Genomic DNA, 13,507 nt, shown 5'->3' on the forward strand with positions numbered 1-13,507 from the left:
GACACCAATAAAAACGCCGGGGCAAGCCCCGGCGTTTTTATCTACTGGCGTGGGGGTTAAACCACCATGCCCAGCAACAGACAACCGACCAGACCGCAAACCGAGATAATGGTTTCCAGCATCGACCAGGACTTAATTGTCTCGCCGATAGTCAGGTTGAAATACTCTTTGAACAGCCAGAAACCGGGATCGTTCACGTGAGAGAAGATAACGGAACCGGAACCGACCGCGATAACCATCAGCTCTGGGCTAACGCCAGTGGTAGCAATCAGCGGTGCTGCGATACCACCTGCGGTGATAGCGGCAACGGTTGCAGAACCCAGCGCGATACGCAGTACTGCGGCGATAGACCAGGCCATGAACAGCGGAGAAACGTTGGACTCATGCATGATAGACGCAATGTACTTGTCCACGCCGCTATCAACCAGCACCTGCTTAAAAGCACCGCCGCCGCCGATGATTAACAGCATCATGGCGATAATTTTGATGGAGGAGGTCAACGTATCGTTGATTTGGTCCATGTTACGGCCACGGTTCAGGCCGAAGGTGAAGATAGCGATCAGGACGGCAATCAGCGTAGCCATCACTGGGTCGCCGAAGAATTCAGCGGCTGGCAGTAACGCGTGGCCTTTTGGCAGCACCATTTCTGCCACGGCACGCAGTGCCATCAGGATAACCGGAACCAGAGAAGTCCAGACGCTCACGCCGAAAGATGGCATCTCTTCATCGGTGAAGGTTTTCGGGTTATGCAGACCTTCCGGGATTGGCTTATCAATGCCTTTCAGGCAACGCGCGTAAACCGGGCCTGCCAGAATAACGGTAGGAATCGCCATCAGCGTACCGTACAGCAGGGTTTTACCCATATCGGCGTGGAAGATGGTCGCGATAGCCGTTGGGCCTGGGTGCGGCGGCAGGAAACCGTGAGTGACGGACAGCGCGGCAGCCATTGGCACACCTACATACAGCAACGGAATACGTGCAGAAGCGGCGATGGTAAATACCAGCGGCAGCAACAGAACGAAGCCCACTTCATAGAACAGCGCGAAGCCAACGGTGAAACCGGTCAGAACCACAGCCCATTGGATGTGCTTGCGACCGAATTTGTCGATAAGGGTGGTGGCAATACGCTGAGCGCCGCCGCAGTCGGCAAGCATTTTACCGAGCATTGCGCCGAAGCCCATGATTAGCGCCAGGCTGCCAAGAGTGCCGCCAACGCCGTTTTTAATCGAGACGATAACTTTGTCCAGGGGCATTCCCTGCATTAAACCGACGGCAAGTGCCACCAGGACCAAAGCGATAAATCCGTTCATTTTGAAACGGATCATCAGCAGGAGTAAGAGGATAACTCCGACAGCTACGATGATTAATGGCATAAATTTTCCAGCCTTTAATGTGTTATGGGTAACGTCACTGTTTCAACGACAACGTCCAATTGTCCCTACAGAGGGAATAGGTACTTACTTTTTCACGCCAACGTTAGGTTGTAAGAATTAGTCAAAGCGTAATTGGCTATTTTGTAACTCGCTGGCGTATGCCGCGAATGATACGGGTAACATTGGGTGATTGAGAATATCCCTGACAAAGTAAATGTTAAATATGCGACATCAGTCAAATTATTGCGGGGTTTTAGGCTGGTTTCAGAACAGGGAAATGACCGTCATGTTGCCCGGTAACATCATTTAAGGCGAAAAAAAACCGGATTCGGCGCAATTATGCGCCGTCCGGCTTATTTTACGACATCCGCGTGGCGGTTTTTGCCGTAACTTAGTAGTAAGAGTGCTCGCCGCGCTGGTGTTCAGTAAGGTCACGAACCCCTTTCAGTTCTGGGAATTCAGTCAGCAACTGCTTCTCAATACCTTCTTTCAGGGTGACGTCAACCATCGAACAGCCGTTACAGCCGCCGCCAAATTGCAGAATCGCGTAGCCTTCGTCGGTGATTTCCATCAGTGACACACGGCCACCGTGGCCCGCCAACTGTGGGTTGATCTGCGACTGCAACATGTACTCAACGCGTTCCATCAGCGGCGCATCGTCAGCCACTTTACGCATTTTGGCGTTCGGCGCTTTCAGCGTTAGCTGTGAACCGAGCTGGTCGGTGACAAAATCAATTTCCGCATCTTCCAGATACGGAGCGCTCAACTCATCGACATAGGCGGTAAGCTGTTCAAATTTCAGGGCAGTATCACTTGCTTCCACCGCATCCGGCGGGCAATAAGAAACGCCGCATTCTGCGTTAGGCGTACCGGGGTTAATCACAAATACCCGGATTTGTGTCCCTTCTTCCTGATTAAGCAGAAGTTTGGCAAAGTGCGCTTGTGCAGCATCGGAAATACGGATCATAGATTTGACCTAATAGTTGACTACTTTAGTTGGTTATAATACGCCCATAGATAGGGGTCTACAAGGTGCGACACAGACACCATACCTGAACGCTTGCCGCGCCATTTTGCAAAAGAAGGCGGGAAATCTCGGCAACAGTGCTGCCCGTCGTGACAACATCATCCACAATAACCATATGGCGTCCTTTGACGGGTAATTCAAGTTGGAACGCATTTTTCAGGTTGTGCTTACGCAGCCTGGCGCTGAGCTGACGCTGTGCGGCTGTCGGGCGGATGCGCGTTACCGCTTGCGATGAATAACGGCAGGGCAGCCATTTTGCCAGCGCCCGGCACAGCAACTCACTTTGATTATAGCCGCGCCGCCAGTGACGCCGCCGCCACAGCGGCACGCTGACGAATTGTTCGGGCGGCGGCAGCCCCGACGTGCGACGAGCTGCCAACAGTAGCAGGCGCGCCAGCGCCGGGGCCAGCTCCGCTTTACCGCTGAACTTAAAGTGATAAATCAACTGGGTGAGCGGCGGTTGATAATCGTTAACCGCCACTAGCCGCAGCCAGGGTGGAGGCTTTTGCAAGCAGCGCCCGCATGGCGTACCGATATCCGACGATGGTAATCCGCACTGTGGGCAGGTGTTTATCCGCTTAAATAGCGAGCCAGTACAACGCGAGCAGATGCCCCACGCGGGCAGCGCCAGCGGCATTTTGCATAGCCAGCATAAGCCGTGGACTGTTAGCATAATCCCCCCTTGAAACCATAAAACGAGAACGATAGCTGATGAACGACATCTGGTGGCAAACTACGGGCGAAGGCGATTGTCATCTTGTGCTGCTGCACGGATGGGGGCTGAATGCTCAGGTCTGGGATTGCATTACGCCGGAATTAGGCGCGCATTTTACATTGCATCGGGTGGATTTACCGGGCTATGGCCGCAGCGTGGGTTTTGGCGCGTTATCGCTTAACGAAATGGCCGAACGCGTGGTAGAAAAAGCGCCGCCGCAGGCTATTTGGTTGGGCTGGAGTTTGGGCGGGCTGGTGGCAAGCCAGGTTGCGCTTAGCCATCCGCAGCGGGTGCAAGCGTTGGTCACCGTGGCGTCGTCGCCTTGCTTTAGCGCTCACGACGAGTGGCCGGGCATTAAACCTGAAATCCTCAGCGGTTTTCAGCAGCAGCTTAGCGAAGATTTTCAGCGTACGGTTGAGCGCTTTCTGGCGCTGCAAACGCTGGGGACAGAAAGCGCGCGACAGGATGCGCGTGCGCTGAAGCAAACGGTGTTATCGCTGCCGATGCCCTCATCCGAGGTGCTAAACGGTGGGCTGGAGATCCTTAAAACGGCAGATTTGCGCCAGCCGTTGAGCGCGCTCAAGATGCCATTCCTGCGCCTGTACGGGCGGCTTGATGGCCTGGTTCCGCGCAAGATTGTGCCGATGCTGGATGCGCTGTGGCCGGAAAGTGAATCGCACATATTTGATAAGGCCGCCCACGCGCCGTTCATCTCGCATCCGCAGGCTTTTTGCGAGGCGCTGGTGGCGCTGAAGGCGCGGCTGAAGAATTAATTACGGGGCGACGTGGTAAAAAAGGCATTCATAGCAATACTTAAGCTGTCACGGCAGGTGATTGTTCCTCGCGGCCTCCGTGACGAATAAAAACAACCTTAAGGAGAGTACAGGCTATGAAATTTGTTACAGGTATTGTTGCATCTCTGGTGATTGGCTCGCTGTCTTTTGGTGCGTTTGCGGCGAAAGAGATTCAGAAAGATGATGTCGCGAAGATGAAGCTGACGGAAATAGGGTCGATCACGACGTCCAGAACCACCTCGCCAATGGATGCGAAGCGCGATCTGTCTAAAAAAGCGGATGAATTGGGCGGGAAGTACTACGTCATCATTGCGGGTGAGAAAAACGAAAGAACCGTTCACGGTAACGCGGACGTCTATAAATAATCGGTAGTGGATTACCCCGGCGCAAAAGACAGCGCCGGGGTATCGTATTTAACGCAATGCCCACCACTCTCGCAGACAGGCTTTACCTTCTGGGCAGCTTTTGCAGCTACCGGAAAGGCAGCCATCGGCGTCTTCGTTAATCTTCACCACTTTACCCATGGCTTCCAGGCGGCTGAGCATGGCGTTAATCATCGCTTGCGGCGTGTGCAATTGGGCGCTGAGCTGTGTGGCCTCCATGCGCCCTTGCAGGGCCAACATATCGCGAACTTCGATTAATGACGCCATAACAACTCCTAGTGGCAATCGCCAGTCGGGCTTGAGCAACAGGTTGTTGGTGTTTTACGCGTTGCCAACAGAGCCACATCGACACGGCTACGTGCACGGCGCAACAGGCCCAGCAGCACGATGTTGAACAACAATACCGCCAGAATACACACCAGGCTGTAGCGCGGATGCTGGTTAAAGCTCACCACCTGGTAGTACAGCGTAGACAGCGAGTAAGCAATGTCCAGACCCCACAGAATGGAGAATGACATCCAGCCTCGGCTGGATTCGCGGGCGATAGCCCCCATCACCGAGATGCACGGCACGTAAAGCAGAACGAAAATCAGGTAGCTGTATGCGGCGGCAGCGCTGCCAAACTTGCTGCTCATCACGCCCATCGCACCGGTTTCCATGACGCCGTCGCCTTTGCTGGCCTCAATTGGGTTTGCCAGTACGCTCAGGCTGAAGGTGTCTTTCAGGCTCTGCCAGGTTTCATCCGCAGCTTCCAGCAGTTCTTCACCGAGGTGGTATTCCTGCGGGTTGAACTCTTCGTTCTGGATATTTTCGGCGGTGTACAGGGTGTTCAGCGTACCGACCACCACTTCTTTCGCCATCGCTCCGGTAAACAGCCCGACGGTTGCCTGCCAGTTATCTTCATGCACACCAATTGGTTTAAATACCGGGGTGATGGCACGGCTGACGGAGGCCAGCGCCGAGTCATTGATGTTATCGACAATCTTGCCGTTGAGCGAGAAGCTGTTCAGCGCACTCAGGAAAATACTCACGATAACAATGACTTTACCTGCGCGCAGTACAAAGCCTTTCAGGCGTTGCCAGGTTTGGATAAGCAGGCTTTTAATGTGTGGCACGTGATAAACCGGCAGCTCCATCACGAACGGAGAGGCTTCGCCGCGCATAATCGTGTGTTTGAGCATCAGGCCGGTCAGGATAGCGATAACGATACCCAGCACATACAGCGAGAAGACCACCAGTGCGCCGCCCTGGCCAAAGAAGGCCGCAGCAAAGACCGCAAAGATAGCCAGACGCGCGCCGCAGGACATAAACGGAGCCATCATGATGGTCATCAGACGTTCGCGTGGCGCATCCAGCGTTCGAGCGCCCATCACCGACGGCACGTTACAGCCGAAGCCGACAATCAGCGGCACGAAGGATTTACCCGGCAGACCCAGCGATTGCATCAAACGATCCATCACGAAGGCGGCGCGCGCCATGTAACCGGAGTCCTCAAGGAAGGAGAGGAACAGGTACATCATGCCGATTTGCGGCACTAATGGCAGCACGGTGTTGATACCACCACCGATACCTTGCGCCAGGAACACGGTCAGCCAGTCCGGGAGATGCAGCATATAGCCGAGCCATTGCAGGCCGTGAACAAAGATAGCCACTGAACCACCGTCGAAAATCGGCTGCAACGCGCCACCGATGTTGATAGCCAGCAGGAACATCAGATACATAACAAACAAGAACACCGGCAGACCGAGAATGCGGTTGAGGACAATTTTGTCCAGCGCGGCGGTAAAGCGGCTTGGCTCAGCGGTCAGCGTGTTGCTGACGGCGTCGCAAATCGCGGCAATGCTTTGATAACGCGCATCAGCGATATGCAGCGCTGGATCTTCCATCTCGCCGCTCAGGTTCGCCAGAGCAATATCCAGTTTGTGTTCAGCCTCGCCGGAGTAAGCGCGGCTGTAGATATCGCCTTCCAGCATTTGCATACCCAGCCAGTGGCGTTGACGTTCAGGAATCTCCTGGGACATCTCTTTTGCCAGATTGTCGGCTTCGCGCAGCAGTGGCTGCGGATAATGCACTAACTCTTTCTCTTGATTACCCTGATGGCGGTCAATCGCGATTTTCAGCGCTTCAATGCCGCGCGCGCGAGTGGACACCAGCGGCACGACCGGGCAGCCAAGGCGAGCGGCGAGGGCATCGATATCAATACGGATTTGCTGCTTCTCAGCAATATCCAGCATGTTCAGCGCAACAATGCAGGGAATGCCCAGCTCAAGCAATTGCAGCGTCAGGTATAGGTTGCGTTCCAGATTGGAGGCATCGACCACGTTAATCAGCAGGTCGGCATCGCCGCTAAGAATATAGTGGCAGGCGATTTGCTCATCCAGCGAGGTCTGCGAGGAAATGGTGGTGAGAGAGTAAGTGCCAGGCAGATCGACCAGCGTGACCTGATGGTCTGTGGTGGCGAAAGCCCCCTCTTTACGCTCAACCGTAACCCCCGACCAGTTACCTACGCGCTGACGTGAGCCAGTGAGTTGGTTAAATAAGGTTGTCTTGCCGGAATTCGGGTTTCCTATTAGACCGATGGTTAATTTTTTCATATTTCAGACTCTTAGTACCGGGCCGGGGTTATTTTGCGACGGCTTCTAATTCAATTAGCGCGAGATCTTTTTTACGCAGAACCAGGCTAACGCGACGGGTTTCGATATGAATAGGATCGCCAAGCGGCGCAACGCGAACCACATTAAATGACGATCCCGGTAGCATCCCCAGTGACAGCAGTTTCTGACGATAAGCCGGGCTAATTTCGCGGGAGAAACCGACAATCTTCCACGCAGTATCAGGTGTAAATTGCATAGAACCTACTTGTATATCGCTAGCTGAACGAGGGAATACCCCGCGCACGGATGACAGCGGCAGGGATATCGTCAACGAATGAAGAGGAAATACTCATTGATGCAATGATAATGAGAATTGTTTTTATCAGCAATGCATAACATGCTATTGGACGTATTTTTGCCGAAAAATTTCACTTTTTTTTGATATGACTCAAGCTACTCATTGTAGCTATAAATGCATTAAACAATAATTTTCTCACTTAATGTTTAATTAAGGTTTCATTGGTTAACGAAATAAAACAAAGTGCGGCGAATTATTAAACGCAAATAAGAATTGGTATCGGTTAGAGGTGGTGAATTACGTATATTGCTGGATGGTAACGTGAAAATTTATCAGATCTGTGGATGTTATGTGGCAGGGTGCGATGTGTTGCCGGGTGGCGGCAACTGTGCCACGCCAAATATTGGCGTACAAACCCACGTAGGCCTGATAAGCGCAGCGCCATCAGGCAGAACGGTGCAGATTGCCGGATGGCGGCGTAAACGCTTTATCCGGCCTACAAACCTGTGCGATGCCAAATGGTGGCGTGCAAACCCGCGTAGGCCTGATAAGCGCAGCGCCATCAGGCAGAACGGTGCAGATTGCCGGATGGCGGCGTAAACGCCTTATCCGGCCTACAAACCTGTGCGATGCCAAATGGTGGCGTGCAAACCCGCGTAGGCTTGATAAGCGAAGCGCCATCAGGCAGAACGGTGCAGATTGCCGGATGGCGGCGCAAGCGCCTTATCCGGCCTACAAACCAGCGCCATGCCAAATGGTGGCGTGCAAACCCGCGTAGGCTTGATAAGCGAAGCGCCATCAGGCAGAACGGTGCAGATTGCCGGATGGCGGCGCAAGCGCCTTATCCGGCCTACAAACCAGCGCCATGCCAAATGGTGGTGTGCAAACCCACGTAGGCCTGATAAGCGTAGCGCCATCAGGCAGAATGGTGCAGATTGCCGGATGGCGGCGTAAACGCCTTATCCGGCCTACAAACCTGTGCGATGCCAAATGGTGGCGTGCAAACCCGCGTAGGCTTGATAAGCGAAGCGCCATCAGGCAGAACGGTGCAGATTGCCGGATGGCGGCGTAAACGCTTTATCCGGCCTGCGGGGTTGTGCAGTTAGCGTTTTTTGCCCATTGCGGCGGCCAACGCATCCATCATGGCGCTGTTGCCGGAAGGCTGAGCATCACGACCGCGCGGTTTCGCCGCTTTAGCCGCCGGGCGGTTATTGCCCTGGCTACGCTCGTTACCGCCGCCGCGACGGGCGTTGGTTTCGCCTGGCTGCTCGTCCAGACGCATGGTCAGCGCGATACGTTTACGCGGCAGATCCACTTCCAGCACTTTGACTTTGACGATATCGCCCGCTTTCACCACGGTGTGGGGATCTTCGACGAACTTATCCGCCAGCGACGAAATGTGTACCAGGCCATCCTGATGCACGCCGATATCCACAAACGCGCCAAAGTTGGTGACGTTTGTCACCGCACCTTCGAGGATCATCCCCGGCAGCAGGTCATTCATGGTTTCGACGCCATCAGCGAACTTCGCGGTTTTAAACTCAGGACGCGGGTCGCGGCCTGGTTTTTCCAGCTCTTTGATGATGTCGCTTACCGTTGGCACACCGAAACGCTCGTCGGTGAAGTCAGTCGCTTTCAGGTTCCTTAGCTCGCTGCTGTTGCCCATCAGGTCTTTCAGCGCCTGTTGGGTTGCGGCAAGAATGCGCTCTACCACCGGATATGCTTCCGGGTGAACGGTTGACGCATCCAGCGGGTTATCACCGTGGTTAATACGCAAGAAGCCTGCGCACTGCTCGAATGCTTTTGGCCCCAGACGGCTCACTTTCAGCAACTGTTGACGGTTCTGGAACTGGCCGTTCTCATCGCGCCAGGCAACGATGTTTTGCGCCATCATGCGGGTCAGACCGGCAACGCGGGTTAACAACGGCACGGAGGCAGTATTGAGGTCAACGCCGACGGCGTTCACACAGTCTTCGACGACGGCATCCAGTTTACGTGCTAACTGAGCCTGGCTAACGTCGTGCTGATACTGACCGACACCGATGGATTTCGGGTCGATTTTCACCAGTTCCGCCAGCGGGTCTTGCAGACGACGGGCGATAGACACCGCACCACGCAGGGAGACATCGAGATCCGGGAATTCCTGCGCCGCCAGTTCAGACGCCGAGTACACGGATGCGCCCGCTTCGCTGACGATAACTTTCTGCGCCGTGACTTGCGGGAACTGCTTTTGCACATCAAGGAAGAAGCGTTCAGTTTCGCGCGATGCCGTACCGTTACCGATAGCCACCAGCTCAACGTTGTGCTTCTCACACAGCGCGGCGACGACCACTGCGGCTTTGGCGGCTTGCCCCGTGTGCGGATAAATCGTGTCTGTCGCGACCAGTTTACCCGTGCCATCGACCACCGCGACTTTTACGCCGGTACGCAGGCCAGGGTCGAGGCCCATCGTTGCGCGCAGGCCAGCCGGTGCGGCCATCAGCAGGTCGTGCAGGTTACGGGCAAAGACGTTAATCGCTTCATCTTCTGCGCGTTCGCGCACAGTGCCCATCAGCTCGGTTTCGAGGTGCATCAGCACTTTGATGCGCCATGTCCAGCTCACCACGGCCCGACGCCAACTGTCTGCCGGCGCGTTGTTCAGGCGCAGACCCAGGTGGTCGATAATAATTTGCTCGCAGTAGCTCTCTTTTGGCGGCTCATCGAACTGAGGATCGGCATTCAGTGAGAGCTGCAAAATACCTTCATTGCGGCCACGGAACATCGCCAGCGCGCGGTGTGACGGCGTGGTGGAAATCGGTTCGTGGTGGTCGAAGTAGTCGCGGAATTTCGCGCCTTCCTCTTCCTTACCCGCGACAACGGTGGAAGTGATGTGGGCGTTTTTCCACAGATAATCACGCACTTTCGCCAGCAGCGCCGCGTCTTCTGCGAAACGCTCCATCAGAATGTAGCGTGCGCCATCAAGCGCGGCTTTGATGTCTGCAACGCCTTTATCGGCATCAATGAATTTGGCCGCTTCGGTTTCCGGGGTATGTTCTGGCGAGTTCCACAGCAGGTCTGCCAGCGGCTCCAGCCCGGCTTCGATGGCGATTTGCCCACGAGTGCGGCGTTTTTGTTTGTACGGCAGGTAGAGATCTTCCAACTCGGTCTTGCTGAGCGTGCCATTGATGGCTTTCTCCAGCGACTCGGTCAGTTTCCCTTGTTCGGTAATGGACTTGAGAATGGTCTGGCGACGGTCTTCTAGTTCACGTAAATAGCCCAGTCGGGTTTCCAGATTACGCAGCTGCGTGTCATCCAGACCGCCGGTGACTTCCTTACGATAACGTGCAATAAACGGCACGGTATTTCCATCATCAAGCAGTCGAACGGCGGCTTCCACCTGTTCGGCTCTGGCCTGAAGTTCACCCGCAATAATGCGGCAGAGCGAATCATTCATCATGTTTATGTCATCTGTTGGGTCAAAAAAATCAGGGGATAGTTATACGGATTGACTGGCAGAAATGCCAGTCATCAGCAGGGGCTTCGGATTGTTCCGGCTTATTTCACGTATTCAATCTCGTTGACGTACCAACTGGCTTCACCCGCAGGGGTGTTCACCACCGCCAAATCACCGACCTCTTTTTTCAATAGCGCGCGGGCCATCGGCGAGTCGATAGAGATGTAATCCTTGCGGCCAAAGATTTCATCGTAGCCGACAATGCGAAAACGCTTGGTGTCACCGTCGTCGTTTTCAATTTCAACCCAGGCGCCAAAGAACACTTTGCCTTCCTGCTGTGGCGAATAATCGACTATCTTCAGGTTCTCAAGGCATTTGGTTAAATAACGGACGCGGCGATCAATCTCTCTTAAGCGCTTTTTATTATACTGATAGTCAGCATTCTCACTGCGATCGCCAAGGCTCGCAGCCCAGGTCACTTTTTTGGTGACTTCCGGGCGCTCTTGACGCCAGAGATAATCCATCTCTTGTTTGAGCTTTTCGTACCCTTCGCGGGTGATTAAAGGTGTTTTCATCTTTAGCGTCTTACCTGGCTGCCGTGGACTGAATGCGCACGATACGTATTACGTAGGTGGACCGACAGAATAAATAATGTGAATTCAGATTCATTGTATACTTAACTCGCTGTTAAATATGCTTTGTAACAATTTAGCCTGGAATTTATACCAGATTTTGCTGGTGACCTGCTCAGGCTTTTTTGAGAATAGATGCTTATTAATTGTTGCGAACCTTTGGGAGTAAAAACAATGCAAGAGAATTATAAGATTCTTGTTGTGGATGACGATATGCGCCTGCGCGCGCTGCTAGAACGTTATCTGACCGAGCAGGGTTTCCAGGTTCGAAGCGTCGCTAACGCCGAACAGATGGACAGGTTGTTAACCCGCGAGTCGTTCCATCTGATGGTGCTGGATTTAATGCTGCCAGGCGAAGATGGTTTGTCTATCTGCCGCCGTCTACGCAGCCAGAGCAACCCGATGCCGATCATTATGGTGACGGCGAAGGGTGAAGAAGTTGACCGTATCGTTGGCCTGGAAATCGGTGCCGATGACTACATTCCTAAGCCGTTTAACCCGCGTGAACTGCTGGCCCGCATCCGTGCGGTACTGCGTCGCCAGGCTAACGAACTGCCGGGCGCGCCGTCACAGGAAGAGGCCGTGATTGCCTTTGGTAAATTCAAACTGAACCTCGGCACTCGCGAAATGTTCCGTGAAGATGAGCCGATGCCGCTGACCAGCGGTGAGTTTGCCGTATTAAAAGCGCTGGTGAGCCACCCGCGTGAACCGCTGTCACGCGATAAGCTGATGAACCTGGCGCGTGGCCGTGAATATTCCGCGATGGAACGCTCCATCGACGTACAGATCTCCCGCCTGCGTCGCATGGTGGAAGAAGATCCAGCGCACCCGCGTTATATTCAGACCGTTTGGGGGCTGGGCTACGTATTCGTACCGGACGGCTCTAAAGCATGAGGCGATTGCGCTTCTCACCACGAAGTTCGTTTGCTCGCACACTGCTGTTGATTGTCACCTTGCTGTTCGTCAGCCTGGTGACAACCTACCTGGTGGTGCTGAACTTTGCGATTCTGCCTAGCCTGCAACAGTTTAATAAGGTCTTAGCCTACGAAGTCCGTATGTTGATGACCGATAAACTGCAACTGGAGGACGGTACGCAGCTCGTCGTGCCGCCGGCGTTTCGTCGTGAGATTTATCGTGAACTGGGGATTTCCCTCTATTCCGATGAAGCAGCCGAAGACGCCGGTCTTCGCTGGGCGCAGCACTACGAGTTTTTAAGCCAACAGATGGCCCAGCAGTTGGGTGGGCCGACTGAAGTTCGCGTTGAAGTCAATAAAAGCTCCCCGGTGGTGTGGTTGAAAACGTGGCTGTCGCCCAATATTTGGGTGCGCGTGCCGCTGACGGAAATCCACCAGGGGGACTTCTCCCCGTTATTCCGATACACCCTGGCGATTATGCTGCTGGCGATAGGCGGCGCGTGGCTGTTTATCCGCATCCAGAACCGACCCTTAGTCGATCTGGAACATGCGGCGCTTCAGGTTGGTAAAGGCATTATTCCTCCGCCGTTGCGTGAATATGGGGCGTCGGAAGTGCGGTCGGTGACGCGTGCTTTTAACCATATGGCGGCGGGCGTAAAACAGCTTTCGGATGACCGAACTCTACTGATGGCAGGCGTGAGCCATGACCTGCGCACACCGCTCACGCGTATTCGTCTGGCGACCGAGATGATGGGCGAGCAGGATGGTTACCTTGCGGAATCTATCAATAAAGATATTGAAGAGTGCAACGCCATCATTGAGCAGTTTATTGATTACCTGCGTACCGGTCAGGAGATGCCGCTGGAATGCATCGACCTCAACACGGTGCTCGGCGAGGTGATTGCGGCAGAGAGCGGCTATGAGCGTGAAATTGATACCGACCTGCTCGACGAAGAGATCCCGGTGCGAGTGCATCCGTTATCCATCAAACGCGCGCTCGCCAATATGGTGGTGAACGCGGCGCGTTACGGCAACGGCTGGATTAAAGTCAGCAGTGGTCGTGAAGCGCATCGAGCCTGGTTCCAGGTTGAAGATAACGGCCCGGGCATTAAGCCTGAACAGCGTAAGCATCTGTTCCAGCCGTTTGTCCGTGGCGATAGTGCGCGCACCATTAGCGGCACTGGGCTGGGGCTGGCGATTGTGCAGCGCATTATTGATAACCACAACGGGCTAGTGGAGCTGGACACCAGTGAACGCGGCGGGCTATTGATTCGCGCCTGGCTACCGATACCGGTGACTCGCGTGCAGCATTCCACGAAAGAGGCATAAAAAAACGGGAGGCGA

At 54.3% G+C, this 13,507-nt stretch carries 13 protein-coding genes and 1 pseudogene; 5 read left to right on the forward strand and 9 right to left on the reverse strand.

The genetic code is table 11. The features are described 5' to 3' along the window. Window positions 1-56: 56 nt before the first annotated feature. The 3 genes from gntT to gntX all read right to left on the reverse strand — a co-directional run bounded on the left by gntT (window position 57) and on the right by gntX (window position 3,073). Window positions 57-1,373 (reverse strand): gluconate transporter, encoded by a 1,317-nt coding sequence (gene gntT / locus AC6I4B_RS01700; protein ID WP_497769034.1) that lies wholly within the window; start codon window positions 1,371-1,373, stop codon window positions 57-59. Window positions 1,374-1,764: 391 nt separating this feature from the next. Continuing rightward, window positions 1,765-2,340 (reverse strand): Fe-S biogenesis protein NfuA, encoded by a 576-nt coding sequence (gene nfuA / locus AC6I4B_RS01705; RefSeq protein ID WP_497769035.1) that lies wholly within the window; start codon window positions 2,338-2,340, stop codon window positions 1,765-1,767. Between the two features lie 58 nt (window positions 2,341-2,398). Then, complete coding sequence (gene gntX, locus AC6I4B_RS01710) at window positions 2,399-3,073, reverse strand: DNA utilization protein GntX (protein WP_497769037.1); 675 nt, start codon at window positions 3,071-3,073, stop codon at window positions 2,399-2,401. Between the two features lie 38 nt (window positions 3,074-3,111). Between gntX and bioH the strand changes: the two genes are divergently transcribed. Further along, complete coding sequence (gene bioH / locus AC6I4B_RS01715; protein WP_497769038.1) at window positions 3,112-3,888, forward strand: pimeloyl-ACP methyl ester esterase BioH; 777 nt, start codon at window positions 3,112-3,114, stop codon at window positions 3,886-3,888. 116 nt (window positions 3,889-4,004) lie between these two features. Then, window positions 4,005-4,274 (forward strand): YdgH/BhsA/McbA-like domain containing protein, encoded by a 270-nt coding sequence (locus AC6I4B_RS01720; protein WP_497769040.1) that lies wholly within the window; start codon window positions 4,005-4,007, stop codon window positions 4,272-4,274. A gap of 48 nt (window positions 4,275-4,322) precedes the next feature. On the opposite strand, the gene feoC is transcribed toward AC6I4B_RS01720, so the two are convergent. The 4 genes and pseudogenes from feoC to AC6I4B_RS01740 form a co-directional block, all read right to left on the reverse strand. Continuing rightward, complete coding sequence (gene feoC, locus AC6I4B_RS01725; RefSeq protein WP_497769041.1) at window positions 4,323-4,559, reverse strand: [Fe-S]-dependent transcriptional repressor FeoC; 237 nt, start codon at window positions 4,557-4,559, stop codon at window positions 4,323-4,325. An 8-nt stretch (window positions 4,560-4,567) separates the two neighbouring features. Further along, window positions 4,568-6,886: a Fe(2+) transporter permease subunit FeoB gene (gene feoB, locus AC6I4B_RS01730; RefSeq protein ID WP_497769043.1), complete on the reverse strand. Its 2,319-nt coding sequence runs from the start codon at window positions 6,884-6,886 to the stop codon at window positions 4,568-4,570. 28 nt (window positions 6,887-6,914) lie between these two features. Further along, entirely contained in the window at window positions 6,915-7,142 is a 228-nt protein-coding gene (gene feoA / locus AC6I4B_RS01735; RefSeq protein ID WP_497769044.1) for a ferrous iron transporter A, read from the reverse strand. Window positions 7,143-7,628: 486 nt separating this feature from the next. Further along, window positions 7,629-7,787 (reverse strand): annotated as a pseudogene (locus tag AC6I4B_RS01740) (hypothetical protein); the annotation flags it as partial. Here AC6I4B_RS01740 and AC6I4B_RS01745 point away from each other — a divergent pair. Continuing rightward, the gene (locus AC6I4B_RS01745; protein WP_497772322.1) at window positions 7,766-8,080 is read left to right on the forward strand and encodes a hypothetical protein; all 315 of its coding nucleotides are present in this window, start codon (window positions 7,766-7,768) and stop codon (window positions 8,078-8,080) included. The pseudogene AC6I4B_RS01740 and the gene AC6I4B_RS01745 overlap by 22 nt on opposite strands. Before the next feature lie 206 nt (window positions 8,081-8,286). Here the strand turns inward: AC6I4B_RS01745 and AC6I4B_RS01750 are convergent, their stop codons facing one another. Both AC6I4B_RS01750 and greB read right to left on the reverse strand, forming a co-directional pair. Further along, entirely contained in the window at window positions 8,287-10,620 is a 2,334-nt protein-coding gene (locus AC6I4B_RS01750) for a Tex family protein (RefSeq protein ID WP_497769046.1), read from the reverse strand. 98 nt (window positions 10,621-10,718) lie between these two features. Then, window positions 10,719-11,192, reverse strand: coding sequence for a transcription elongation factor GreB (gene greB, locus AC6I4B_RS01755; protein WP_497769047.1), 474 nt, complete (start codon window positions 11,190-11,192; stop codon window positions 10,719-10,721). A 231-nt stretch (window positions 11,193-11,423) separates the two neighbouring features. Here greB and ompR point away from each other — a divergent pair, with 231 nt between their 5' ends. Beyond that, window positions 11,424-12,143: an osmolarity response regulator transcription factor OmpR gene (gene ompR, locus AC6I4B_RS01760; RefSeq protein WP_001157751.1), complete on the forward strand. Its 720-nt coding sequence runs from the start codon at window positions 11,424-11,426 to the stop codon at window positions 12,141-12,143. Next, window positions 12,140-13,492 carry a two-component system sensor histidine kinase EnvZ gene (envZ, locus tag AC6I4B_RS01765; RefSeq protein ID WP_497769048.1) on the forward strand — a complete coding sequence of 451 codons (1,353 nt, stop codon included), beginning with the start codon at window positions 12,140-12,142 and terminating at the stop codon, window positions 13,490-13,492. Before ompR ends, envZ begins: the two co-directional genes overlap by 4 nt. The last annotated feature ends 15 nt before the right edge of the window (window positions 13,493-13,507 follow it).

Source organism: Kluyvera fluvialis, from assembly GCF_059725275.1.

Coding starts and splice junctions, on each gene's coding strand:
- gntT (WP_497769034.1), bottom strand. CDS start 1,373: ATGCCATTAATCATCGTAGCTGTCGGAGTTATCCTCTTACTCCTGCTG.
- nfuA (WP_497769035.1), bottom strand. CDS start 2,340: ATGATCCGTATTTCCGATGCTGCACAAGCGCACTTTGCCAAACTTCTG.
- gntX (WP_497769037.1), bottom strand. CDS start 3,073: ATGCTAACAGTCCACGGCTTATGCTGGCTATGCAAAATGCCGCTGGCG.
- bioH (WP_497769038.1), top strand. CDS start 3,112: ATGAACGACATCTGGTGGCAAACTACGGGCGAAGGCGATTGTCATCTT.
- AC6I4B_RS01720 (WP_497769040.1), top strand. CDS start 4,005: ATGAAATTTGTTACAGGTATTGTTGCATCTCTGGTGATTGGCTCGCTG.
- feoC (WP_497769041.1), bottom strand. CDS start 4,559: ATGGCGTCATTAATCGAAGTTCGCGATATGTTGGCCCTGCAAGGGCGC.
- feoB (WP_497769043.1), bottom strand. CDS start 6,886: ATGAAAAAATTAACCATCGGTCTAATAGGAAACCCGAATTCCGGCAAG.
- feoA (WP_497769044.1), bottom strand. CDS start 7,142: ATGCAATTTACACCTGATACTGCGTGGAAGATTGTCGGTTTCTCCCGC.
- AC6I4B_RS01750 (WP_497769046.1), bottom strand. CDS start 10,620: ATGATGAATGATTCGCTCTGCCGCATTATTGCGGGTGAACTTCAGGCC.
- greB (WP_497769047.1), bottom strand. CDS start 11,192: ATGAAAACACCTTTAATCACCCGCGAAGGGTACGAAAAGCTCAAACAA.
- ompR (WP_001157751.1), top strand. CDS start 11,424: ATGCAAGAGAATTATAAGATTCTTGTTGTGGATGACGATATGCGCCTG.
- envZ (WP_497769048.1), top strand. CDS start 12,140: ATGAGGCGATTGCGCTTCTCACCACGAAGTTCGTTTGCTCGCACACTG.